Below are 24859 nucleotides of genomic sequence, written 5' to 3'. Positions count from 1 at the left end.
ACGCTCTGCGTGGGAACGATCAAAACGCAGCAGGCTTGCCGCTGCCCTTGAGCCAGTCCACCATCCCCAACCCCGCCGCACGCCCACTGGCGAAACACGCCGTCAGCAGATAGCCCCCGGTCGGCGCCTCCCAATCGAGCATTTCCCCCGCGCAAAACACGCCAGGCACTTGCTTGAGCATCAAGCGTTCATCCATCGCTTCGAACAACACACCACCCGCACTGCTGATGGCCTCGTCCAGTGGGCGGGTTTTCACCAGGGTCAGTGGCAGCGCTTTGATCGCTTTGGCCAGCAGCGCCATATCGGCAAACGTCTCAGTCGGTGTGAGTTCTCGCAACAGCGCCGCTTTTACGCCATCAATCCCGAGCTGACTGTGCAGGTGTTTGGACAGGGAGCGTGAGCCCCGTGGTTTATCCAGTGCAGCCTGGACTTTATCCACAGGCCGGCCCGGCAACAGGTCCAGGTGAAGGGTCGCTGAGCCGTGCTGATTGATGGCTTCACGGGTCGGAGCCGACAGGGCATAGATCAAGCTGCCTTCAATCCCGGTCGCGGTAATCACGCATTCGCCAAGCCGCGGGACGTCGTCATTGAGGCCAATGGCGATATTTTTCAGCGGCGCGCCAGCGAATTTACTGACCATCAAATCACTCCAGGCCTGCACCTCGAAGCCACAATTACTCGGCTGCAGAGGCGCCAGACCGACAGCGCGCTGTTCAAGTGGCAGCATCCACGCACCATCGGAACCCAAGCGCGACCAGCTGCCACCGCCCAGTGCCAGCAAGGTGGCGTCGGGTTTAATGGTTTTTTCGCCTTCGGGGCTGTCGATGCGCAAGCTGCCGCTGTTGTCCCAGCCCAACCAGCGGTGGCGGGTGTGGATAACTACGCCAGCCTCGCGCAAGCGCTTGAGCCAGGCGCGCAGCAGGGGAGCGGCTTTCATGTCGGTAGGAAACACGCGGCCCGAACTGCCGACAAAGGTTTCGATGCCCAGATCATGAATCCACTGGCACAGGGCATCAGCACCGAATGAGCGCAGCAGTGGGGCGATTTGCGGAGCGCGTTCGGCATAACGGGAGAGAAACGCCGGGTAAGCTTCGGAATGGGTGATGTTCATGCCGCCGACCCCGGCCAACAGGAATTTTCGCCCTACCGAAGGCATGCCGTCGTACAGGTCGACCTTGATCCCGGCCTGGCTCAGTACTTCGGCCGCCATCAGCCCAGCGGGGCCGCCGCCGATGATGGCGACATGAGAGGAAGAGGAGGGCGATGGTTTGGTCATGGCGAGCGCTGCGGTGTGGCGGAATAAGGCGCGCATTCTATCAGCACATATTCCCTGTGGGAGCTGGCTTGCCAGCGATAGCAGTCTGCCGGTTATCGAAGATGCTGGATGTGCAACTTTCATCGCTGGCAAGCCAGCTCCCACAGGGAATGGGGTTGTTCTGAAAGCTGATCAAAAAACAACCACTACTTTGCAGGCTATACACATCAAGGCCTGCAGTCCCTTTCACTCAGGTTATCCACAGGCAGCTCCACAGGCATTGTGGGTAAAGCATCCACAGCTCAATGACACCCTGATGACAGCCAGACCCGTTGCGCGCTGTGGTGCAGAATCCCGTGTCGACGCGCCAGGGCCTTGCGGTCTTTGCTGTAGCCGCCGCCGATTACCCCGACCACCGGAATATCCCTGCCGAGGCAATGCCGCATCACGCTTTCGTCCCGTGCGGCGACGCCTTCGTCTGTCAGCTTCAGGTAGCCGAGCGCGTCATCCTTATGCACATCGACGCCGGCGTCGTACAACACCAGGTCGGGTTGGTACAGCGGCAGTAAATAGTTGAGCGCATCGTCGACGACTTTCAGGTAATCAGCGTCGCCCATGCCCATTGGCAAGGGAATGTCCCAGTCGCTTTCAGCTTTGCGTGCAGGAAAGTTCTTCTCGCAGTGCAGGGAAACGGTGACCGCTTCAGGGGTGTTGTGCAGGATCCGCGCCGTCCCGTCGCCCTGATGCACATCGCAATCGAAGATCAACACCCGGTTCACCCGACCGCTTTGTAGTAGGAAATGGCTGATGACGGCCAGGTCATTGAAGATGCAGAAACCGGCAGGGTGATCGTAATGCGCATGGTGTGTGCCGCCCGCCAGGTGGCAGGCCAATCCGTGTTCCAGCGCCTGCTCGGCCGCCAGCAGTGAACCGCCAACCGCCCGTATCGTCCGTCGGGCCAAGGCTTCGCTCCAGGGCAGGCCGAGACGCCGCTGGTCTTCACGGGACAACTCGCCACCCATGTAGCGTTCGATATACGCAGGGTCATGAGCGAGGGCGAGAATCTCTGGCGGGCAGAGTTCCGGACGCAACAGGTCGGCGTCCCGGGTCAACCCGCTGTCTACCAGGTGATCGCGCAGCAGGCGAAATTTATCCATGGGAAAGCGGTGATCCGCCGGGAACTCGGGACTGTAGTCTTCGTGGTAGATCAACGGCAGGGGCATGGCTGATTTATCTTGGACGCGTGTAGGAATGAATGAAGGATCCTACCAGCGATGTAAACTTGAGGCATCGAAAGGGGGAGCACGATGGAGCCGATACTGGAACTCGAGAGCGCACGTCTGCTGTTGCGACAATGGCGCGATGAGGATTTGCCGGGATTTGCGGCGATGTGCGCCGACCCACAAGTGATGCGTTATTTTCCAGCGCCCTTGAGTCGGCTGGAAAGCGCCTCGTTGATCGGTCGCATTCGTGGACATTTTGCCGAGCATGGTTTCGGCCTCTGGGCGCTGCAGCGCAAGGACACGGGTGCTTTTATCGGTTTTACCGGGCTGGGCGTGGTCGGGTTCGACGCGCCTTTCACGCCAGCTATCGAGATCGGCTGGCGCCTGGCGCGTGAACACTGGGGGCTGGGTTATGCCAGTGAAGCGGCCTGGACCGCTCTGCGCTGCGGGTTTGACCGATTGGCACTGAAAGAAGTCGTGGCCTTCACCGCGCAATCCAATCTGCCGTCGGAGAAAGTCATGCAGGCCATCGGCATGCACCATGATTCAGCCGATGACTTTGAGCATCCCAAGCTCGCCGTCGGCCATCCGCTGCGTCACCATATGCTGTACCGCATCACCCGTGAACAATGGCTGCAAACCTTGCATGGCTAAGCCGGCCGGGATGTTTACAATGGCTCCCATAATGGCGCTGGCCAGAAATTGAATCGACCGCCGCAGCCAAGACTGCGCGGCATTGCGTTGTGTTAGGAGAGTCTGAATGAGCCAAGTGTTGGATGATCTGGTCGACCTGCTGACCCTGGAGCCGATCGAGGAAAACCTGTTCCGTGGCCGCAGTCAGGATTTGGGCTTTCGCCAGTTGTTCGGCGGTCAGGTCATCGGTCAGTCGCTGTCGGCGGCCAGTCAGACGGTAGAAGAAGCGCGCCATGTGCATTCGATGCACGGCTATTTTCTGCGTCCGGGGGATTCCGCGCTGCCAGTGGTTTACCAGGTGGACCGGGTGCGTGACGGTGGCAGTTTCAGTACGCGCCGGGTGACGGCGATTCAGAAGGGCAACCCGATTTTCACCTGCAGCGCGTCGTTTCAATATGACGAAGAAGGCTTCCAGCACCAGGCCGAGATGCCGGTCGTGGTCGGCCCGGAAAACTTGCCTTCAGAACTCGAATTGGCCCAGCAGCGTGCGCACCTGATCCCGGAACACATGCGCGAAAAACTGTTGTGCCCCAAGCCCATCGAATTCCGGCCGATTACCGAGAAAGACCCCTACAACCCGACACCGTCGGATCCGATCAAGTACGTCTGGTTTCGCGCCGACGGTGCCTTGGCCGATTCGCCGGCATTGCATAAATACCTGTTGGCCTACGCGTCGGATTTCGGCTTGTTGACCACCTCGATGCAGCCCCATGGCAAATCGGTCTGGCACAAGGACATGCAGGTCGCCAGCCTGGACCACGCGCTGTGGTTCCACGCGGATCTGCGCGCCGATGACTGGTTGCTTTACGCGATGGACAGCCCGTGGGCCGGTAATTCCCGTGGATTTACCCGTGGCAGCGTGTTCAACCGCGCCGGGCAACTGGTGGCGTCGGTCACGCAGGAAGGCCTGATTCGCTACCGCAAGGATTGGGCATGAGTCTGGGCGAGGTGCGGAACTGGGTGTTCGACATGGACGGCACCCTGACCGTGGCCGTGCACGACTTCGCGGCGATTCGTGTGGCGCTGTCGATCCCGGCCGAGGACGACATCCTGACCCACCTTGCCGCGCTGCCGGCTGAGGAAGCGGCCACGAAACATGCGTGGCTGCTGGAGCACGAACGTGATCTGGCGCTAGGTTCAACACCAGCGCCGGGCGCGGTGGAACTGGTGCGTGAACTGGCAGGACGCGGCTACCGTCTGGGTATCCTTACGCGTAACGCGCGGGAACTGGCGCACGTAACGCTGGAGGCCATCGGCCTGGCGGACTGTTTCGCGGTGGAGGATGTGCTGGGGCGCGATGAAGCGCCACCGAAACCTCATCCCGGCGGGTTGCTGAAACTGGCTGAAGCCTGGAACGTGCCGGCCAGCGAGATGGTGATGGTGGGCGATTACCGCTTTGATCTGGATTGCGGCCGGGCTGCGGGGGCGCGGACGGTGTTGGTGAACCTGCCGGACAATCCGTGGCCGGAGTTGACGGACTGGCATGCGGCGGATTGTGTTGAACTCAGGCAGATGCTTTCAGTTTAAGTGATGGGTCGTCGCTGCCACCGCTTTCGCGGGCAAGCCCGCTCCCACATTGACTGGGTCAACCTCAGGTCTGTCATTCAACACAGAACCCTGTGGGAGCTACGGTGCGACGATTCGACCTGCTAGCGATGGCGTCAACCTGGGCGCCATTGTTTATTGACCAAACAACACCTTCAGCCCCTCCGGTGACGTAAACATCCCATCCCCATCATGCCCACCCCCGGGCACCTCGATCAGCTGCTGGTTCAGCCCCTCAGGATGCTCGCGCTTCAAGTACTCGAAATAATTGCGCCCGCGCATCAGCCGATTCGGGCCCTGAGCTTTCGCCTCACACCCCTTGTCCAGCGCCGGATGATTCGGATCAGTGTCCTGCTGGCCCAACAGGTAAACGATGTCTCGTTTGGCGTATTGCTGCGCAAGCGTCGCGGGGGTTTGTGTTTGTGCGTAAGCAGGCAAATCCGCGAGCCCATACTTCCAGCGATTGAAACCCGGGCAGCCCGCGTGGTTGAACGCCACGGGCCGTCGCTCATCGAAATACGCATAGGAAGAAGGATTGGCGATCACGTAACGCACGTGCACGCCGGCCGCTTCCAGGTCCGGTTGATCGCTGCTCAGCAAGGCATACCGTTGCACCACCTGAGCACCGCCGGAGTGCCCGGCAATAATGATTTCCTTCACGTCTGGGAACTGTCGACGGTCGGCAAACCGGCCGATGATTTGGTCGAGCGCTGCGTAGGAACCGAGAGGAAACGGCGCGGTGGATAAACCGCCCGCCATCCACTCATTGCCCTGCCAACGCAACACGGTGTCGGGCAATGGGTGCAGGGCGAGGTCTGTTTCGTTGAGGAACTGGGGGGCGACCACGAGCGTGGTGGACGTTTGTCCGGCCAGTTCGGCTGCGTGTTCGCCGCTCTGGCGATAGGTTTCAGCATTGCGTAACCGACCATGCAGGATGATCAGCACGCGTTCAATCTTCGCGGGCGCCGGGCCAATGCCGACGGCCATCTCACCCTCTTTCAACAACAATCGCCCGGGGCTGATTTCTTTCACGCCATGCTCGGCGGCCAGGGTACTTGCGCAGGTAAACAACAGCATCAACAGCCAATTTTTCATTTACAGATTTTTCGCCGCAAAGGTATCGCACTGGCCAACCTGGCCTTGTGCAAATCCAGTTTTAAACCAGCGCACCCTTTGCGCTGACGTGCCATGGGTAAACGAGTCCGGCACCACGCGACCCTGGCCTTGCTGTTGCAAGCGGTCGTCGCCGATGGCGTTGGCGGCGTTCAAGGCTTCTTCGATATCACCTGGCTCGAGCCAGTTAAGGCGGTTCTGTGCATTGTTCGCCCAGACACCGGCCAGGCAATCGGCCTGAAGCTCCTGACGGACCAATAAGCCGCCGTCACCTTCCATCTGTCGACCTTGCTGGCGCGCAGCCTGAATTTTCGCCGACACCCCGAGCAACGTCTGAACGTGGTGCCCGACTTCGTGAGCGATCACATAAGCCTGAGCAAAGTCGCCGGCTGCGGAAAAGCGTTGGGACATTTCCTGGAAGAAGCTCATGTCCAGGTAAACCTTCTGGTCTGCCGGGCAATAAAACGGGCCGGTCGCCGACGTCGCCAAACCACACGCCGAGTTGACGCGGTTGCTGAACAATACCAGCGTCGGGTTTTTATACTGCCGTCCCGCCTGCTGAAAAATCTGGCCCCACGTATCTTCGGTATCACCCAGAATCGAGCGCACGAACTCGGCACTCTCATCATTGGCCGGTGGCGCCTTGCGCGTCTGGGTGGTCGCCGGTGCCGATTGCTCACTCATCTGCCCGGTCAGTTGCCCGAGTATCTGCAAGGGATCCTGCCCCGTGATCCAGCCGATGCCGACAATCAAGATGATTGCCGTCAGGCTCAAACCTTTGCCGCCACCAAAGCGCATCCCACCGCCACCACCGCCGACATTATCTCCACGGGCATCTACCACGTTGTCGCTGCGTCGGCCTTTTTTCCATAGCATGTGGGAACCCTCTTTCCTTGCGTGATGAAGAAGCGTGGTGATGAGTGTTGCTGGTGAGCAGGTGCCGCGCCAGTCCGGTCGTCTGACAGCCTTATGGCGCGGCGGTTCTGTGCCTGGGGTGATATCAGCGATTTGAGCTGACGAAGGGGATTACAGGGTCTCGGCAGTAAAGGTGTCGCAGGCGTCTATGGCACCCACGGTAAAACCTTGGGTGAACCAGTGCTGGCGCTGCTGCGAGGTGCCGTGGCTGAACGTCTCAGGCAACACGTTGCCTTTACGCAGCGCCTGCAGGTAGTCGTCGCCGAAGGTTGACGCGGCGTTCAGCGCGACGTCGATATCCCCCGGTTCCAGCCACTCGTGCCGTTTTTGTGCATGGTGCGCCCAGACTCCTGCCAGGCAGTCGGCTTGCAGTTCGCCGCGAACCTCGAGGCCGCCGTCACCTATCACGGGCCGGTCTTCGTTGAGGGCTTTCTCCAAGGGCTCGGACAGGCCCAGCTCAAGCTGCACATGATGACCAACCTCGTGAGCGATGATGTAGGCCTGGGCAAAATCGCCCGCCACCGAATAGCGTTCGGCCATAATTCGGAAAAATTCGAGATCGAGGTAAACCTGTTTGTTTGTGGGGCAATAAAACGGGCCGCCCCCGGAACCGACGTAACCGCATCCCGAATTCACGCCGTTGCCGAACAGGGTCAATGTCGGTTCGGGGTAGAGTTTCCCTTTTTGGGCAAAGAGGTCCTTCCAGGTATCTTCGGTATCGCCCAGCACGGCCTGAACGAACGTCAATTGCGGGTCGACGGCGGGTACGGGGAACCTCGAGGTGTTTTGCTCGGATGGCGTTTCTTGTGTTGGACTCAGCGCCGTGTACACGCCGGCGCCTGTGAGTGCGAACGCCAGTCCTGCGCCGAGTACTAACCCTGTAGGTTTACGGGCATCCTTGCCCTCGCGAGTGTCGTTAACGTTGGTGCTGCGTCTTGCCTTGTTCCATAACATGGTTGTGGTCTCTCATGGATTGATGAAGGCGGGTAATCGCCCTGTCCATGAATAACCGCATCGGCCCGGGCGTGCGGGCTGAATGTGTAAGGGGACGAAACACGTTCTCTGTAGGAGCTGGCGAAGCCTGCGTTCGGCGGCGAAGCAGTCGTAAAACCTGACCGCGAAATTTTCCTGAAACACCGCATCGCCTGATTTCACGACGGCTTCGCCGCCGAACGCAGGCTTCGCCAGCTGCTACAAGGTGCTTTTCAGGACTACCAACATTTGGAAGTCAGCGGAAACTGGTTCCAGATTTCGCATTCACCCCATTGTCTTTTAGAATCAGCGAAATCTTTTCGTTGGACCCCCCCCATGGCCGGCAGTCAGATCGAACGAGTTTTCAGCGTCCTGGAGAGCCTCACCAGTGACCCCCGCGGCGTACCCCTGCAGCTGCTCGCGGAGCAATTGGACATCCCGAAAAGTGCGACGCACCGCTTGCTCGCCGAACTGATTCGATTGGGTTACGTCCGGCAAAACCCGGAGAACCTGCGCTATCAGCTGTCGACCAAACTGGTGGCGATGGGGTTTCGTTATCTGTCGAGCAGCGGTGCCGATATCGTCCAGCCTGTGCTCGATCGCCTCGCCCAGGAGACCGGTGAACTGGTGCGCCTGGGCGTGATCGAAGGCGAGCGCCAGACCTGGATTGCCAAAGCCCAGGGCGCTCGGTCCGGGCTGCGCTATGACCCCGACATGGGCCGTGATGCGCCGCTGTTTTACACGGCTTCCGGGCATGCGTGGCTGGCGTGCATGAGCGATGCCGAAGCCTTGTCACTGGTCGAGCGTCAAGGCGCGGAACAACCCAAGGATCTCGGTCCGAACGCACCGCGTTCCAACATTGAACTGCTGGAGCGCTTGCGTCTGGCGCGGGAACAAGGGTATGCGTGGGTCGAGGAAAGCTCGGCCGTGGGCACGTCGGCGATTGCGGCGGTGGTGCGCCATCCCGGTGATGGGCGAGTCATTGGTGTATTGAGCATCGCCGGTCCCAGCGCGCGGATGCCGGGAGCGCGGTTGCATGAATTGGCGCCGGTCTTGCTGAGATTTACAGAGGAGTTGTCGGCGGCGAGTCTGGCCTCCGAGTTGTTTAGCTAGACTGATGCGAGGAAAAACCTGTGCGTTGTTCGCACAGTTTCGTCGTACGTCCATGAAAGAAAATGGAATCAGGTTCTAAATTGTCGAGATGGATCTATCCTGACGATAATCACGAGAGGACGATACGGCGATGTTTTTGATTTCAGGACGTAAGGGATATTCATGACCGTCAGCACACCGCTCTCCGGCGTTAACCATCCCTTGAAAGGGATTTTGCTGATCGTCATCGCCACCTTTCTCTTCTCGAGCCATGACGCCTTGTCGAAGTACCTGTCGGGTTTCTATCCGATCGTCATGGTGGTCTGGGCCCGCTATGTGGTTCATACCTTGTTGATGGCGGGTATTTTCCTGCCGCAATCGGGGTTGCGTGTCCTGCGTACCAAGCGACCGATGCTGCAGCTGGTCAGGGCGTTGTGCCTGCTGGGCACCAGTCTGTTTTTCACCACCGGCTTGCAATACATCCCCTTGGCCGAAGCCACGGCTGTCAACTTTCTCGCCCCGGTGCTGGTGACTGCGCTGTCGGTGCCGTTGTTGAAAGAGCATGTGACCCGTGGCCAATGGATCGCGGTCATCTGCGGGTTCATCGGTGTATTGATCATTGTCCATCCCGGTGGGGAGTTGTTCACGCCGGCGGTGTTGCTGCCTTTGTGTTCGGCGCTGTTCTTCTGCTTCTATCAATTGCTCACGCGCAAGCTCAGTGAAATCGACAGCCCGACGACCAGCAACTTTTTCGCCGGTCTGTGCAACACCTTGGTGATGAGCGCGCTGGTACCGTTTTTCTGGCAGGTGCCCACGTTGTTTCATGGGTGTTTGATGGTGGCGCTCGGGGCCTGCGGGATGACGGCTCACCTGTTGCTGACCCAGGCATTCCGATACGCCGCACCGGCCTTGTTGGCACCTTTCGGCTATTGCCAGATCGTCTTTGCAGGCTTGTTGGGATGGCTGCTGTTTTCTCACACGCCGACCCTGACCACGGTGGTCGGGATCGCGGTGATCTGCTGCAGCGGGTTGGCCGCGGTGTGGCAGCAGCGCAAGCGGTGACGTAGAACAGCGGGCCTGGAATCAGGCCCGCAAGAGGAAGGAATATCAGTCAGTGACAGTCGGAATCTTGCGCGGTGCCATGAAGTACATCCAGATCAGCGCGATGAAGTACATCGCCGGGATCATGGTAAACAGCACGGTGTAGTTGTTGTTCGTCACCGTCAGGATATGGCCCACCAACTGGGTCATGAACATCCCGCCAATGGCTGCGCACATCCCACCAAAGCCGAACACGGTGCTCATCATGTGCTTGGGCGTGTAGTCCATTACCAGGCTCCAGATGTTCGCGGTCCAGGCTTGATGCGCACCGATAGCCAACGAGATCGCGAACACGGCGACCCACAGATTGCTGGACCCCGCCGCCATGATCACGCCGACGATGCAGCAGGCGAACAGGAACATGGACAACAGGCGTGCCTTGATGGAATTCATGCCGCGACCGATCAGGAACGAGGACAGGATCCCGCCACCCACGCTGCCGAAGTCAGCGGTCACGTAGATGATGATCAACGGGATACCCATCTGGGTGACGTTGATTCCCAGGTTGTATTGCTGGTTGAGGAAGGGCGGCAGCCAGTAAAGGTAAAACCAGAACACCGGCGCGGTCATCGAATAAGCGAGGGCAAATGCCCACGTGCCGCGCATACGCAGGATTTTCGAAAAAGGTACGCGGGTTTGTTCCGGCTCGACTTCATTCTGGATGTAGTCGAGTTCCGTTTGTTTAACGCTCGGATGATCTTCCGGGTTGAAATACTTCAAACCCCAGAACAACAGCCAGATCCCGCCCAATGCCGACATGCACAGGAACGCGGCCTGCCATCCCCACACGTGGAGGATCAGCGGCAGCAGCATGGGGGTGAACATCGCGCCGACGTTGGTACCTGCGTTGAAAATGCCCGTGGCCACAGCGCGTTCGCCGGCCGGAAACCACAGCCGCGTGGTTTTGACACAGGCCGGGTAGTTGGCGGCTTCGGTCAGTCCGAGAATGAACCGGCAGACCATGAAGCCGACCGCCGAAGTGGCCAGACCATGAGCGCCGGTGGCCAGGCTCCAGAGCAACACCGCGCAGAAGAACACGCGCTTAACACCGACTTTGTCGATCAATCGACCTTGCAGCACGAAGCCGATGGCGTAACCGACCTGGAACCAGAAATTGATATTGGCGTAATCCATCGCCGTCCAGCTCATTTCCTTGGCCAGGATCGGCTGCATCACGCCCAGTGCGGCACGGTCGATGTAGTTCAGGGTGGTGGCGAAAAACACCAGCGCCAGCATGCCCCAGCGGGTCTTGCCGACCGCCATGGCACCGCGGATCTTGTCGCCGACACCACTGCTGGCAGGGGTCATGGAGGGACGCTCCATGGAAGAGCTCTGAGAAGGAATCATGTAGGCCACCGATTGTTTTTATAGGGTGTGCTGTGTCGTTGGTTACCGAGCCCGGTGGTTCATGACCGGACTCAATGTGCAGTTGATGTTGCGCAGTGGACAAAAAATCGTCAATTCACCAACGGCCATAGTGTTCGATAATCGAACGAAAAACTAACCGGGTAGTACACTTTGAATTGCTGTGTGGAGGTGCTCGGCCAATAATTCACCCAGCGTCAAATCATCACTCGTTGCTCAACGCAACCTCGGTAGCAGCTGGCGAAGCCTGTGGTGAGGGGATTTATCCCCGTCCGACTGCGAAGCAGTCGTAAAAGCTGAATGTAAGGTTTTCCTGATACAGCGCTTCGGCTCATTTCACGACTGCTTCGCAGCCGGACGCAGGCTTCGCCAGCTGCTACAAATGCGGTTACCGCGATGTCGATAACAAGATTGTCTCCACCACCGGGAGTCTGAATATGCAGCGTTCCATTGCCACCGTTTCCTTGAGCGGTACCCTGCCGGAAAAACTCGAAGCCATTGCCGCCGCCGGCTTTGACGGGGTGGAGATTTTCGAAAATGACCTGCTCTACTACGACGGTAGTCCACGGGAAATCAAACAGATGTGCGCCGATCTCGGGATCGCGATCACCCTGTTTCAGCCTTTCCGGGATTTCGAGGGCTGCCGCCGCGATCGCTTGCCACGCAACCTGGAACGGGCCGAACGCAAGTTTGACCTGATGCAGGAACTGGGGACTGACCTCGTGCTGGTGTGCAGCAATGCCTCTGCCGATTCCATCGGTGACGAACAGATTCTGGTCGACGATTTGCGCCTGCTCGCCGAGCACGCCGGGGCGCGTGGCCTGCGTATCGGTTATGAAGCGCTGGCGTGGGGCCGGCATGTCAACACGTGGCAACAGGTGTGGAACATCGTCCGCCAGGCTGATCACCCGAGTCTCGGCGTGCTGCTGGACAGTTTTCACACCCTGTCGCTCAAGGGCGATCCCAGCGCAATCGCCGATATTCCCGGCGACAAGATTTTCTTCGTCCAAATGGCTGACGCTCCGATCCTGGCCATGGACGTGCTGGAGTGGAGCCGGCACTTCCGCTGTTTCCCGGGGCAGGGCGAATTCGATCTGGCCGGTTTCCTCGCACCCATCATCAAGAGCGGTTACACCGGACCGCTGTCGCTGGAGATCTTCAACGATGGCTTCCGCGCCGCACCGCCTCGAGCCAACGCCGCTGACGGGTTGCGTTCGCTGCTGTACCTGGAAGAGAAAACCCGCGAGCGGCTGGCGCAGGAAGCCAAGCCAGCGGTTAATCCCGAGATTCTGTTCGAGACCCCCAAGGCCAGCGAGTACAACGGGATCGAGTTTCTCGAATTCGCGGTGGACGAAAGCCTGGGCGCGAAGCTTTCCAACTGGCTGGAACGCCTCGGGTTCGTCAAGGCGGGGCAACATCGCTCCAAGAGCGTGAGCTTGCTGCGACAGGGTGATATCAACCTGATCCTCAATTGCGAGCCTTACTCCTTCGCCAACAGCTTTTTCGAAGCTCACGGTCCTTCACTGTGCGCCATGGCCGTGCGGGTCAAGGACAGCAGCAGTGCGCTGGCCCGCGCCGTCGCATATAAAGGTCAACCCTATCGCGGGCTGGTGGGCCCGAACGAGCTGGAGCTGGCCGCCGTGCGCGCACCGGATGGCAGCCTGATCTATCTGGTGGATCAGGACGCCGATGTCTACGGGACCGATTTCAATGTGCGCCCCGATGCGGTGGCTCGCGGCGGCCTCAAACGCATCGACCATATGGCCATTGCATTGCCCGCCGACAGCCTCGACAGCTGGGTGCTTTTTTACAAAAGCCTGCTGGACTTCGAAGCCGACGATGAAGTGGTGCTTCCTGACCCGTATGGTCTGGTGAAGAGCCGGGCCCTGCGCAGTCGTGACAGTTCGATCCGCTTGCCGTTGAACATCTCCGAGAACCGTAACACCGCGATTTCACACGCACTGTCGAGCTATCGCGGCTCGGGCGTGCATCACATCGCCTTCGATTGTGACGACATCTTCGCTGAAGTCAGTCGCGCCAAAGAGGCGGGCGTACCGCTGCTGGACATCCCGCTCAATTATTACGATGACCTCGCGGCGCGCTTCGATTTTGACGACGAATTCCTCAGCGAACTGGCTTATTACAATGTGCTTTACGACCGGGATTCCCAGGGCGGCGAGCTGTTTCACGTCTACACCGAGCCGTTCGAAGGGCGTTTCTTCTTTGAAATCATCCAGCGTAAGGACGGCTACGCAGGTTACGGTGCTGCCAACGTAGCGGTACGGCTGGCGGCGATGGCCAAATCACGTAGTGGCGCCGTCCGTCAGGCAAAGTTGTAGGAAATTGGTAAGCGCGAGGTTAAACCGCTACCGCACAGCTTCCTTCGCCGTGCGGCGCGGCTCATAATCGCCAGCCTGTTCAGTGATGGCCGTGAGCCCGCAATGACAATATCTCAAGAACTCTCCGTAGTGCCCGACGAACCAGTGGCGGGGCCGCGCAAGAGTCGCAAGAACAATCCGGAAAAGACCCGCGAGAATATTCTTCAAGAGGCCATTGTCGAGTTCGTCCAGCAGGGGCTTTCCGGCGCTCGCGTCGACGCGATCGCTGACCGGATCCACACCTCGAAGCGCATGATCTATTACTACTTCGGCAGTAAAGAGCAGCTCTATGTCGAGGTTCTGGAAAAGCTGTACGGTGACATCCGCAACACTGAAAACCGTTTGAACCTGTCCGAGCTGGCGCCCGTGGACGCGATTCGCCGCCTGGTGGAATTTACCTTCGATCACCATGACCGCAACGTCGACTTCGTGCGTATCGTCAGCATCGAGAATATCCACAATGCCGAGTACGTGAAGCGTTCAGATGCCATCAAGGCGATGAACAACACCGTTCTCGACGCATTGGGCGTGACCCTGCGACGGGGTGCAGACGAAGGTGTGTTCCGCCCCGGCCTCGATCCGCTGGATGTGCATTTGCTGATGAGCTCGTTCTGCTTCTATCGCGTATCGAACCGCCACACGCTCAGTGAAATGTTCCAGATCGATTTGCCGAACGAGCGCATCAAGCAGCGTCATCGGGAAATGATCTGCGAGTCGGTTTTGCGCTATCTGCAGGCTTGATCTCACCCTTGAGATCGCAGCCTGCAGGCATTGCCGCCGGCTGCGACTTTTTGATCTTTACCCGTTCATGCTTTGAAAATGCGCGAGCATTCGCTGCGCATCCGGCACCACGCCGCTGAACAGCTCAAACGCCTTTACCGCCTGAAACACCGCCATGTTGCCGCCATCCAGCGTCCGGTAGCCCAAGGCGCGGGCGTTGCGCAGCAGTTCGGTTTCCAGCGGAAAGTAGACGATCTCTGCCACCCATAGCTCCTTGCGAAGCAGTTCCACGGGAACAGGCATGCCCGGCAGTTTCTTCATGCCCATGGGCGTGGTATTGACCAGCCCGTTCGCCTGAGCCAGCGCACTCGGCAAATCATGCCCGGCCACCGCACGACGGGCGCCGAAGTGTTGGTTGAGATTCTGCGCCAAGGCTTCCGCGCGGCTGATTTCCACATCGAAAATGCTCAGCCGTTGTACGCCTTCGCTCAATAGCGCATGGGCGACCGCCGCGCCGGCACCCCCCGCGCCCATTTGTACGACGTGTTCAACGGAAACGTCCTGCAAGCCACGCCGAAATCCTTCGGCAAAACCCAGGCAATCGGTGTTGTGGCCGATTCGTTTACCGTCTCTAAGCACCACCGTATTGACCGCCCCAATGCCACGGGCCTCCGGAGACAATTCGTCGAGTAACGGGATAATTGTCTGCTTGCAGGGAAATGTGATGTTGAGGCCGGTGAAGTTCATGCACTCGGCTGCCATCAGCAGCTCGGGCAGGGCAGCGCTATCGAGTTTCAACTGGTCGAGATCGATCAGGCGATAGAGATACCGCATGCCCTGCGCATCGCCTTCATGCTCGTGCAGCGCCGGAGTGCGTGACGCCTGAATGCCAGCGCCGATCAGGCCGGCCAGTACCACGTTGTGCTGGTCCATGCTGCTCACCCCTTCAAACGCAGACTGAAATGCTCCAGCGCCAGGCGATAACCATGGCTGCCAAAACCGGCCATTACCGCTGTCGCCACAGCCGATACGAACGAGTGGTGGCGAAAAGGCTCACGGGCGTGAACGTTGGACAGGTGCACTTCAATAACCGGCAGCTCACTGGCAACCAATGCATCACGAATCGCAACCGAGGTGTGTGTCCAGGCGGCCGGATTGATGACGATGCCGGCGCAACGCTTGCGAGCGGCATGAATCCAGTCGAGCAGCTCGCCTTCATGATTGGTCTGGCGAAATTCCACGGTGAGGCCGAATTCTTCAGCGGTACGTCCACACAGCGCTGAGATATCCGCCAGGGTTTCGTGCCCGTAAGTGGCCGGTTCACGGGTACCAAGCAGGTTCAGGTTCGGGCCGTTCAGCACCAGAACGATAGGGGGCATGGGGTCTCTCCACTTATTATTTTTAGCATTGGCCGATTTTTCAGCCTGTGGAGATAAATTGTACTAGATGGTTAGTTTGGTCAATTGAAGAGGCGGGATCGCAGACGTTTGTGTGCGGTGATCGGACGATTTCAGCGTTGTAGAGAGTTCGCGCAAAGCCGATGTCCCCCACTGAGCACCCACAAAAAAGCCGTCGTGAAGACGGCTTTTCTGTTTATGGCTGCTGCAATCAGCGACGGGTCAGCATCACTCCGGATTCCATGTGATGCGTCCACGGGAACTGGTCGAACATCGCGCAGCGTGTGATGCGGTGCGTGTCGTGCAACTGGGCGATGTTGGCCGCCAGTGTTTCCGGATTACAGGAAATGTAGAGGATGTTGTCGAAGCGCCGGGTCAGTTCGCAGGTGTCCGGGTCCATGCCGGCGCGAGGCGGATCGACGAAGACGCTGCCGAATTCGTAGCGCTTCAGATCGATGCCTTGCAGACGACGGAACGGACGCACTTCGTTCAGCGCTTGGGTCAGTTCTTCGGCGGATAAACGCACCAGGGTGACGTTATCCACAGCGTTTTCGCTGAGGTTGCTCAAGGCCGCATTGACCGAAGCCTTGCTGATTTCGGTGGCCAGCACTTTGCGCACGCGGGTGGCGAGGGGCAGGGTGAAGTTGCCGTTGCCGCAATACAGCTCCAACAAATCATCCGCACGATCGCCCAGTGAGTCGTACGCCCAGTTGAGCATCTTCTGATTCACGGTGCCGTTGGGCTGAGTGAACGCGCCTTCCGGTTGGCGATAGCTGAAGGTGCGACCGCCCACTTCAAGCTTCTCGACCACATAATCGTGACCGATGACTTCGCGTTTGCCCTTGGAGCGACCGATCACGCTGACGTTAAGGTCGGCTGCCAGTTTCGATGCGGCGGTGTGCCAATGTTCGTCGAGGGGGCGGTGATAACACAGGGTGATCATCGCGTCGCCGGCCAGGGTGGTCAGGAACTCCACCTGAAACAGTTTGTGGCTCAGTGCCGCACTGGCCTTCCACGCCGCCTTGAGCTGCGGCATCAACTGGTTGATGCGCAGGCTGGCGATCGGGAACTCTTCGATCAGGATCGGCGTGCGTTTGTCTTCCTGGGAAAACATCGCGTAGTGACGCTCGCCGCCTTCGCGCCACAGGCGAAATTCGGCACGCAGGCGAAAGTTCTTCAAAGGCGAGTCGAACACGGTCGGCTCGGGCGCGTCGAACGGGGCCAGCAGGTCGCGCAGGCGCGTGACCTTTTCTTCGAGCTGAGTGGCGTAAGCCTGGGAATCAAAAGTCATGCGTTGAACCAACCCAACTTGATCACGAACAGAATCGACAGAATCACCAGCGCCGGATTCAACTCACGGGCGCGGCCGGACAGCAGCTTGATCACGGTCCAGGAAATGAAACCGAAGGCGATGCCGTTGGCGATGGAGTACGTGAATGGCATTGCCAGGGCGGTGACAACGACCGGCGCGGCAACGGTGATGTCGTCCCAGTCTATTTCGGCCAGGCCGGATGTCATCAATACCGCGACGAACAGCAGGGCCGGTGCAGTCGCGAACGCCGGAACGCTGGCGGCCAGTGGCGAGAAGAACAGCGCCAGCAGGAACAGGATCGCCACCACCACCGCGGTCAGGCCTGTGCGGCCACCCGCGCTCACGCCGGCTGCGGATTCGATGTAGCTGGTCGTCGTCGATGTACCCAGCAGCGAACCGGCCATGGCCGCCGTGCTGTCGGCGATGAGCGCGCGACCCATTTTCGGCATGTGGCCGTCCTTGCCCATCAGCCCGGCGCGCTTGGCAACGCCAATCAATGTGCCGGAGTTGTCGAACAGATCTACGAACAGGAAGGCAAAAATCACGCTGACCAGACCGATGTCCAGCGCGCCTTTGATATCGAGTTGCAGGAACGTCGGGGCCAGGGACGGCGGCATCGACATCACGCCACCGAACGGGGTAAAGCCCAGCGCAATGGAGGCGATGGTCACCACCAGAATGCCGATCAGCACAGCGCCGCGTATCTTCATGGCTTCGAGGGCCACGATCAGCGCAAAGCCGAGGGTCGCGAGGATCGGAGCCGGTTGCTTCAAGTCGCCGAGGCCGACCATTGTTGCCGGGTTGCTGACCACGATGCCGGCGTTGTGCAGGGCAATCAGTGCCAGGAACAGGCCGATACCGGCCGCAATCGCCGAACGCAGCGGCAGCGGGATACTGTTGATGATCCATTCACGAATGCGGAAGATCGACAGCAGGAAGAACAGCACTGCCGAGATGAACACCGCGCCCAGCGCCACTTGCCAGGTGTGGCCCATGTGCAGGACCACGGTGTAGGTGAAGAAGGCGTTCAGGCCCATGCCCGGTGCCAGCGCGATCGGGTAGTTGGCGATCAGGCCCATGACCGTCGAGCCAATGGCCGCTGCCAGACACGTCGCGACAAACACCGCACCCTTGTCCATGCCGGTCTCGCCGAGGATGCTCGGGTTGACGAACAGAATGTAGGCCATGGCCAAAAAGGTCGTTACGCCCGCAAGAATCTCGGTCCGCACGTTGGTGTTGTGTGCCTTGAGTTGAAACAGCCTTTCCAGCATGTCTGCTCCCCGTGGCGCGCCCGGCGCCGTGAATGTATCGACCTCAACAGCAAAGCACAGACCGCTGCAGGCGCCTGGTAATTTTCTGTGGGTCGGAAAAAGCCGCGCATCATACCAGCAGCGTGGGGCTGTGGCTGCTTATGGCTGCGATCGTCGTCGATGTTTTGCGTTAAAGCCAAGTGAGCCATACTGCGCGCTGAATTTGGGGTGACATGAGGGCTGCATGAAAAAGCATCTGTTTAGAGTGTCTGGAACGGCTTTGGCCGTGTTCCTTGGGGCACAAACGGTGTCGGCGGCATCGGCGCCCCCCTTGAGCCAGGTGAAGGTACTCAAAGTCGAATCGCCGGCCTGCGGCTTTGAAGACATTGCACAGGGGCAGGAACAGACGCGCTGCAATCACAGTGGGCCGAGTATCAAGGTGTATGTGCTGGAAGTCGGCTACGGGCGTACGGCTCAAGTCGGTCTGGATGGTTTCGAAGTGAACGGCACCCGAACCCCCATCTGCGCGTTTGATAACGGCAACCTGACGGAATGCACCGTCGGAAAAAAAACGGTCGGCTATCTGTACGTGTTTGATCTGGCCGGCAAGCAGGAGGGTACTTTCACCTTCAGCAACACCTCGATCAATGCACCGGGCAACACGATGTCGACCCAGCTTTACATCAAGTAACGGCCAGCCAGAACAGGGCTCAAGAAAGCTGACTACGCTTTAGAGATCATTCTGTGGAACACCCCCCATGACCTTTAGAGCCCTGATTACCCTCGCCGAGGGCATCGATGATCTGCAAACCGTGACCCTGGTCGATGTGCTGCGCCGCGCCAAAGTCGAAGTGGTGGTGGCCAGCATCGAGGGACGGCGCATGCTCACCTGTGCGCGCGGCACCCGCTTGACGGCCGATGCCATGCTCGTTGACTTGCTCGCCCAGACGTTTGACCTGATCGCGCTGCCCGGCGGCTCAATCGGGGCGCAGCACCTGGCGGCGCATCAACCGTTGCAACAACTGATCAAGGACCAGGCGTCTGCCGGCCGACTGTTTGCCGGTATTGCCGAGGCCCCTGCGGTGGCATTGCAGGCCTTTGGTGTCCTGCGTCAGCGACGCATGACTTGCCTGCCTTCGGCCAGCCACCAATTGTCAGGCTGCAACTTCGTCGATCAACCGGTAGTGATCGACGGTAATTGCATCACCGCGCAAGGTTCGGGCGCTGCCCTGCCATTTGCCCTGGCGCTTGTGGAACAACTCTGCGGCAAAGCCACGCGTGCATCTGTGGCCGCGGAGTTAGTCATTTAGAACCGATCCTGTGGCGAGGGAGCTTGCTCCCGCTGGCCTGATCAGGCTGTGCAGTCGAGCACGCGCCACAGATCAACTTCCTTGAACGCTCCACACCCCCTGAAGTCGTACCCCTTATGACGGCGGTTTGCCAAAACGCCGCGAACGTACGATCAACCGTGAGGTGTATATGAGCGCGACCACTCCCAACGCAGCGCAGCCGGCCTTTGCCCGATATCCGTTGTGCATCACCCTCAATGGTCAGAGGCGTGAGCTTGAAGTGCTGCCCTGGACCACGCTGCTGGATTTGCTGCGTGAACAGCTGGACCTGATTGGCACGAAAAAGGGCTGCGACCACGGCCAGTGCGGCGCCTGTACGGTGTTGATCAACGGCAAGCGCGTGAATGCCTGCCTGACGCTGGCCGTCATGTGCGACGGTGCCGAACTGACCACCATCGAAGGTTTGGCCGACGGCGATCAACTGCATCCGATGCAGCAGGCCTTCATCAAGCACGACGCTTTCCAGTGCGGTTACTGCACGCCGGGGCAGATCTGCTCTGCCGTGGGAATGGCCAACGAAGGTCGGGCGCAGACCACGGAACAAATCAAGGAACTGATGAGTGGCAATCTCTGCCGCTGTGGCGCGTACAGCAACATTCGCGATGCCATCGAAGAGGCGCTTCCCGCCTGTCGCCAGCAAGACGGGCAAGGAGGTGGCCAATGAATCCCTTTCATTACAGCAAGCCCGATTCGGTGCAGGACGCCGTTCATCTCGCCGGTCCCGCGTCACGGTTCATTGCCGGCGGTACCAATCTGCTGGACTTGATGAAGGAAAACGTCACCCGTCCTGAGCACCTGATCGATATCACCGGGCTGCCCCTGCGAGAGGTCCGCGAAACCGAGACGGGCGGGTTGATGATCGGCGCCCTGGTCAGCAATGCCGACCTGGCCTGGCATCCCCTGATCGAACAGCGTTACCCGCTGTTGTCCCAGGCCATACTGGCGGGCGCCTCGCCGCAGCTGCGCAACATGGCCAGCACGGGCGGCAACCTGTTGCAACGCACGCGCTGCTACTACTTCTACGACGCCAGCGTGCCGTGCAACAAACGCGAACCCGGCAGCGGTTGCCCGGCGAAGGACGGACTGAACCGCATTCATGCCATCTTCGGCGCCAGCGTGCAGTGCGTCGCCACTCATCCTTCGGACATGTGTGTCGCGCTGGCCGCACTGGAGGCGCTGGTCTACCTTCAAGGACGCGCAGGCTCGCGAGTCATCGAGTTCGCCGACTTCCACCGCCTGCCAGGCGAGTCGCCGGAGCGTGACAACCAGTTGGCCGATGACGAGTTGATCACCGCCATCGAGTTGCCAGCGGCCGGTTTTGCCCAGTACAGCCATTACCTGAAGATCCGCGATCGTGCGTCCTATGCCTTTGCACTGGTCTCGGTGGCTGCGGCACTCGATATGACCGGGCCGATCATCCGCGAGGCGCGTCTGGTACTCGGTGGTGTGGCGCACAAACCCTGGCGCGACAAGGCCGTGGAAAGTTTTCTGGTGGGCAAAGCCGTCAGCCGCGAGACCTTCAGCGCCGCCGCCGATGCCTTGCTGCAACACGCAGAACCCCTGGAACACAACGCTTTCAAGGTCAAACTGGCGCGTCGGGCAATCGTCCGCGCCCTGAGCGATGCCGCGCTGGGAGGGCAAGCCTGATGACTACTTTTACTCAACCCATGGGCCAACCGCTGGACCGCGTTGACGGCAAACTCAAAGTCACGGGGCAAGCGCGTTACGCCGGTGAGTATCCAGAGGAAGGCCTGCTGCATGGCAGTGTTGTTTCCAGCCGCATCGCCCGTGGTCGGGTGATCAGCATTGATGCATCGAAAGCATTGGCACTGCCCGGTGTCATCGCGGTGATCGATCATGTGAGCCGGCCGAAGATCGCCAGTTACGACAAGGATTACGACGACGCCGACTCCGCCGAAGGCTCCCCGTTTCGTCCGCTGTACAACGACCGGGTGCTCTACAGTGGCCAGCCACTTGCGCTGGTGGTGGCGGACAACCTTGAACTGGCGCGCCATGCCGGTTCCCTGGTGGTGATCGAATACGAAAGCGAAGCCCATCAGACCGATCTGTTGTCGACGCAGGAAGAAGCGCATCCCGCGCCCGCCGAACTGCCCAAGCCCCGTGGGAATTTTCAGGCCGAGTTCGCCGGTGCGGCTATCAGCCTGGATCTGAATTACAGCACCCCGATTGAACATCACAATCCGATGGAGCCGCACGCCAGCACGGTGCTGTACCAGTCCGATGGCAGCCTGCACATTCATGACAAGACTCAAGGGCCGCAAAACTGTCAGTCCTACGTGCAAAAAGTCTTCGGCCTCGAGAAAGAGCAGGTGAGGATTTTCGCGGCCTATGTCGGCGGTGCGTTCGGCTCGGGCTTGCGCCCTCAATATCAACTGCCACTCGCCGTCATGGCCGCGCTCAAACTGAAGCGCTCGGTGCGCGTGACGTTGACCCGTCAGCAGATGTTCACCTTCGGCTATCGGCCTCGCACGTTGCAACGACTGCAATTGGGCGCGGCAGCCAACGGGCGCTTGCTGGCGGTCGCGCACACTGCGATTGGCCAGACCTCGCGCTTCGAGGACTTTACCGAACATGTCGTGGAGTGGAGCGGCATGCTCTATCACTGTGACAACGTGCAACTGACTTACAAGCTGGTCCCCCTCGACGTGTTCACCCCGCTGGACATGCGAGCCCCCGGGGCCGCGCTCGGACTGATCGGTCTCGAGTGCGCCATGGACGAGCTGGCGTGCGCGCTGGCGATCGACCCGGTGCAGCTGCGTTTGATCAACTATTCGGAACGCAATCAGAACGAAGACAAGCCGTATTCCAGTAAGGAATTACGCGCCTGTTATGCACAGGGTGCCGAGCGTTTTGGTTGGGATGCGCGTAACCCCGAACCACGCAGCATGCGCCATGGCCGCCAATTGGTGGGCTGGGGGATGGCCGGCGGTGTCTGGGAGGCGATGCAGCAGAAAGCCAGTGCCAAGGCCAGCCTGGACCACGCGGGCCATTTGACCGTCAGCAGCGCGACGACGGACATTGGCACCGGAACCTACACCGTGATGACGCAAATTGCCGCGCAAGCGTCAGGCGTTTCGGTGAAGGACGTCACATTTGTCCTCGGCGACTCTTCATTGCCCACAGCACCGCTGCAGGGTGGCTCGTTCACCGTCTCGTCGGTGGGTACTGCCGTGCAACAGTCTTGCGAGGCATTGAAAGAAAAGCTGCTCGCGGTGGCACGGCAGACGCACCCGGCGTTCAGTGCAGTGACGACGGAGCAGGCGGTTTTCGAAGACAGCCAGTTAGTGTTCGGTGAGGCGAAGGTGTCACTGGCTGAGCTGGTCCGGAACAGTGGCGAAGCCACGCTGGAGGTCCAGGTGGATGCCGAGCCGGACAAAAAGCGCGAGGCGTATTCGACGGCGACTCACTCGGCAGTGTTCGTCGAGGTGTTTGTCGATGAGGACCTGGGAACGGTGAAGGTCAAACGCGTGGTCAGCGCCATCGCGGCGGGCAGGGTGGTTAACCCGAAAATGGCGCGCAGCCAGATTCTCGGCGGCGTGGTGTGGGGAATCGGAATGGCGCTGCACGAAGAGACGCAAACCGATCATGCGCTGGGCCGTCACATGAACCACAGCCTGGCCGAGTATCACATCCCGGTGAATGCCGATATCGGTGACATTGATGTGCTGTTCGTCGAAGAACACGACGAGATCGTCAATGCCCTCGGTTCGAAAGGCGTGGGTGAGATCGGCATCGTTGGCGTGGCTGCGGCGGTGGCCAACGCGATCTATCACGCCACCGGCAAGCGGGTGCGGGACTTTCCCGTCACCCTCGACAAACTGCTTTAGACTTTGGCTTCTTCGACAGGCACATACATGCGATCGCGGTTGGCCAGGGTCGGGAACAGTTTGATCCAGACGCCGGTCACCACGAGTGTGCCAATACCGCCCATCACAACGGCCGGTACGGTGCCGAACCAGTGAGCGGTCAGGCCGGATTCAAATTCGCCTAACTGGTTCGAAGCGCCGATGAACAGTCCGTTCACGGCGCTCACCCGGCCACGCATTTCGTCCGGGGTCTCCAGTTGCACGAAGGAGGCGCGAATCACCATGCTGATCATGTCCGCCGCGCCCAGCACCACCAGTACCGCGAGGGAAAACCAGAATGAAGTCGACAGGCCGAACGCGATCGTCGCGACACCGAACACGCCCACGGCAGTGAACATGACTCGCCCGACCTTGCGGTCCACGGAGAACCGTGCGAGCCAAAGCGACATCATCAATGCGCCCACAGCGGGTGCAGAACGCAACAGGCCCAGTCCCCACGGCCCCGTCAGCAGGATGTCTTTGGCGAACACCGGGAGCAACGCCGTTGCGCCCCCCAGTAAAACCGCGAACAGATCCAGAGAAATCGCCCCGAGGATATCCGGGCGACTGCGAATGAAACGGATGCCGGCCAACAGCGAGTCCAGCGTGGCTTTACCCTTGTTCAACGGTGTCTGGCGTGCCGGCAGGTTGAGCATCAGTGCGCAGGCAATGAGGTAGAGAATGACCGTCGGACCATAGACCCAGACGCTGCCGAAGGCGTAGAGCAAACCGCCGAGGGCCGGGGCGACGATGGTGGCCGATTGCTGGGCAGACTGTGCGGCGGCAACCGCCCGGGGAAACAGGGCGCTGGGCACAATGCTGGGCAGCAACGCTTGAGTGGTCGGCATTTCAAAGGAACGCGCGGCCCCCAGCAGGAACGCGAGGATGAAGATCATCTCCCGGGTGACATGATCGGTGGCGCTGCCGATAGCCAGTGACAGGGCGATCAGCGCTTGCAGTGACTGACAGATCGCCGCAACTTTGCGTCGGTCATAACGGTCCGCCACATGACCGGTGTGCAACATGAACAGCACCCTTGGCGCAAATTCCACCAGGCCCACGAGACCGAGATCGAGCACATTTCCGGTCAGTTGATACAGATTCCAGCCGATGGCGACGGTGAGCATCTGAAAGCCGCTGGCCGTGAATACACGGGCCAGCCAGAACGCGATGAAAGGGCGGTGATGACGTAACAGCAGGGGCGCTTGGCTGGGCATCTGAGGCGAATCTTGAGCGGGGTAGTCCCGAGATTATCACCAACCTGTAACTAGAAGTTGCGACCACGGCAAATTTAGTTAGCAAGACACCGATTC

General features: G+C 59.7%; 23 protein-coding genes. 12 read left to right on the top strand and 11 right to left on the bottom strand.

Going from position 1 to position 24859, the window contains the following annotated elements:
• Window positions 1-19 precede the first annotated feature (19 nt).
• Window positions 20-1276 carry a TIGR03862 family flavoprotein gene (locus H7698_RS22260; RefSeq protein ID WP_194692921.1) on the bottom strand — a complete coding sequence of 419 codons (1257 nt, stop codon included), beginning with the start codon at window positions 1274-1276 and terminating at the stop codon, window positions 20-22.
• 281 nt (window positions 1277-1557) lie between these two features.
• Complete coding sequence (locus H7698_RS22255) at window positions 1558-2478, bottom strand: histone deacetylase family protein (protein WP_194692832.1); 921 nt, start codon at window positions 2476-2478, stop codon at window positions 1558-1560.
• Between the two features lie 84 nt (window positions 2479-2562).
• Between H7698_RS22255 and H7698_RS22250 the strand changes: the two genes are divergently transcribed.
• From H7698_RS22250 to H7698_RS22240, 3 genes are all read left to right on the top strand, one after another.
• On the top strand, window positions 2563-3132 hold the full coding sequence (locus H7698_RS22250; protein WP_194692831.1) for a GNAT family N-acetyltransferase: 570 nt from the start codon (window positions 2563-2565) through the stop codon (window positions 3130-3132).
• Between the two features lie 106 nt (window positions 3133-3238).
• Window positions 3239-4108 carry an acyl-CoA thioesterase II gene (gene tesB, locus H7698_RS22245; protein WP_162439566.1) on the top strand — a complete coding sequence of 290 codons (870 nt, stop codon included), beginning with the start codon at window positions 3239-3241 and terminating at the stop codon, window positions 4106-4108.
• The gene (locus H7698_RS22240; protein WP_162439565.1) at window positions 4105-4698 is read left to right on the top strand and encodes an HAD family hydrolase; all 594 of its coding nucleotides are present in this window, start codon (window positions 4105-4107) and stop codon (window positions 4696-4698) included. The genes tesB and H7698_RS22240 overlap by 4 nt, the downstream gene beginning before the upstream one ends.
• 153 nt (window positions 4699-4851) lie before the next feature.
• Here the strand turns inward: H7698_RS22240 and H7698_RS22235 are convergent, their stop codons facing one another.
• From H7698_RS22235 to ypfJ (H7698_RS22225), 3 genes are all read right to left on the bottom strand, one after another.
• Entirely contained in the window at window positions 4852-5811 is a 960-nt protein-coding gene (locus tag H7698_RS22235; protein ID WP_194692830.1) for an alpha/beta hydrolase, read from the bottom strand.
• Window positions 5812-6705: a KPN_02809 family neutral zinc metallopeptidase gene (gene ypfJ, locus H7698_RS22230; RefSeq protein WP_162439563.1), complete on the bottom strand. Its 894-nt coding sequence runs from the start codon at window positions 6703-6705 to the stop codon at window positions 5812-5814.
• 150 nt (window positions 6706-6855) lie between these two features.
• The gene (ypfJ, locus tag H7698_RS22225) at window positions 6856-7698 is read right to left on the bottom strand and encodes a KPN_02809 family neutral zinc metallopeptidase (RefSeq protein ID WP_194692829.1); all 843 of its coding nucleotides are present in this window, start codon (window positions 7696-7698) and stop codon (window positions 6856-6858) included.
• Window positions 7699-8052: 354 nt separating this feature from the next.
• Here ypfJ (H7698_RS22225) and H7698_RS22220 point away from each other — a divergent pair, with 354 nt between their 5' ends.
• Both H7698_RS22220 and H7698_RS22215 read left to right on the top strand, forming a co-directional pair.
• Window positions 8053-8829 (top strand): IclR family transcriptional regulator, encoded by a 777-nt coding sequence (locus H7698_RS22220; protein ID WP_194692828.1) that lies wholly within the window; start codon window positions 8053-8055, stop codon window positions 8827-8829.
• A gap of 162 nt (window positions 8830-8991) precedes the next feature.
• Window positions 8992-9870, top strand: coding sequence for a DMT family transporter (locus H7698_RS22215; protein ID WP_162439560.1), 879 nt, complete (start codon window positions 8992-8994; stop codon window positions 9868-9870).
• A 45-nt stretch (window positions 9871-9915) separates the two neighbouring features.
• Here H7698_RS22215 and H7698_RS22210 read toward each other — a convergent pair whose 3' ends face one another.
• Window positions 9916-11232, bottom strand: a complete 1317-nt coding sequence (locus H7698_RS22210) for an MFS transporter (RefSeq protein ID WP_442966317.1) — start codon at window positions 11230-11232, stop codon at window positions 9916-9918.
• Window positions 11233-11711: 479 nt separating this feature from the next.
• On the opposite strand from H7698_RS22210, the gene quiC reads away from it, so the two are divergent.
• Window positions 11712-13613 carry a 3-dehydroshikimate dehydratase QuiC gene (gene quiC, locus H7698_RS22205; protein ID WP_194692826.1) on the top strand — a complete coding sequence of 634 codons (1902 nt, stop codon included), beginning with the start codon at window positions 11712-11714 and terminating at the stop codon, window positions 13611-13613.
• Window positions 13614-13715: 102 nt separating this feature from the next.
• A complete protein-coding gene (locus tag H7698_RS22200; RefSeq protein WP_162439557.1) occupies window positions 13716-14393 on the top strand; it encodes a TetR/AcrR family transcriptional regulator in 678 nt (225 codons plus the stop codon).
• 57 nt (window positions 14394-14450) lie between these two features.
• Here the strand turns inward: H7698_RS22200 and H7698_RS22195 are convergent, their stop codons facing one another.
• The 4 genes from H7698_RS22195 to H7698_RS22180 all read right to left on the bottom strand — a co-directional run bounded on the left by H7698_RS22195 (window position 14451) and on the right by H7698_RS22180 (window position 18352).
• A complete protein-coding gene (locus H7698_RS22195; RefSeq protein WP_194692825.1) occupies window positions 14451-15305 on the bottom strand; it encodes a shikimate dehydrogenase in 855 nt (284 codons plus the stop codon).
• A gap of 5 nt (window positions 15306-15310) precedes the next feature.
• Complete coding sequence (gene aroQ / locus H7698_RS22190; RefSeq protein WP_194692824.1) at window positions 15311-15751, bottom strand: type II 3-dehydroquinate dehydratase; 441 nt, start codon at window positions 15749-15751, stop codon at window positions 15311-15313.
• A gap of 229 nt (window positions 15752-15980) precedes the next feature.
• Entirely contained in the window at window positions 15981-17060 is a 1080-nt protein-coding gene (trmA, locus tag H7698_RS22185; RefSeq protein ID WP_162439554.1) for a tRNA (uridine(54)-C5)-methyltransferase TrmA, read from the bottom strand.
• Window positions 17057-18352: an NCS2 family permease gene (locus tag H7698_RS22180; RefSeq protein ID WP_162439553.1), complete on the bottom strand. Its 1296-nt coding sequence runs from the start codon at window positions 18350-18352 to the stop codon at window positions 17057-17059. The genes trmA and H7698_RS22180 overlap by 4 nt, the downstream gene beginning before the upstream one ends.
• Before the next feature lie 223 nt (window positions 18353-18575).
• Between H7698_RS22180 and H7698_RS22175 the strand changes: the two genes are divergently transcribed.
• The 5 genes from H7698_RS22175 (at window position 18576) to H7698_RS22155 (ending at window position 23528) form a co-directional block, all read left to right on the top strand.
• Window positions 18576-19022, top strand: coding sequence for a DUF4879 domain-containing protein (locus H7698_RS22175; RefSeq protein ID WP_162439552.1), 447 nt, complete (start codon window positions 18576-18578; stop codon window positions 19020-19022).
• Window positions 19023-19089: 67 nt separating this feature from the next.
• Complete coding sequence (locus H7698_RS22170) at window positions 19090-19641, top strand: DJ-1 family glyoxalase III (RefSeq protein WP_194692823.1); 552 nt, start codon at window positions 19090-19092, stop codon at window positions 19639-19641.
• 169 nt (window positions 19642-19810) lie between these two features.
• On the top strand, window positions 19811-20344 hold the full coding sequence (locus H7698_RS22165; protein WP_194692822.1) for a (2Fe-2S)-binding protein: 534 nt from the start codon (window positions 19811-19813) through the stop codon (window positions 20342-20344).
• A complete protein-coding gene (locus H7698_RS22160) occupies window positions 20341-21327 on the top strand; it encodes an FAD binding domain-containing protein (RefSeq protein ID WP_194692821.1) in 987 nt (328 codons plus the stop codon). Before H7698_RS22165 ends, H7698_RS22160 begins: the two co-directional genes overlap by 4 nt.
• The gene (locus H7698_RS22155) at window positions 21327-23528 is read left to right on the top strand and encodes a xanthine dehydrogenase family protein molybdopterin-binding subunit (protein ID WP_194692820.1); all 2202 of its coding nucleotides are present in this window, start codon (window positions 21327-21329) and stop codon (window positions 23526-23528) included. The genes H7698_RS22160 and H7698_RS22155 overlap by 1 nt, the downstream gene beginning before the upstream one ends.
• On the opposite strand, the gene H7698_RS22150 is transcribed toward H7698_RS22155, so the two are convergent.
• Window positions 23525-24763, bottom strand: coding sequence for an MFS transporter (locus tag H7698_RS22150; protein ID WP_194692819.1), 1239 nt, complete (start codon window positions 24761-24763; stop codon window positions 23525-23527). The two genes, H7698_RS22155 and H7698_RS22150, sit on opposite strands and share 4 nt — an antisense overlap.
• Window positions 24764-24859 lie beyond the last annotated feature (96 nt).

The sequence above is a fragment of the Pseudomonas sp. p50(2008) genome, from assembly GCF_015351605.1.
Taxonomy (GTDB): domain Bacteria; phylum Pseudomonadota; class Gammaproteobacteria; order Pseudomonadales; family Pseudomonadaceae; genus Aquipseudomonas.
The sequence above is the reverse complement of the archived record's forward strand: the minus strand, read 5'-3'. Positions and strand labels throughout refer to the sequence as shown.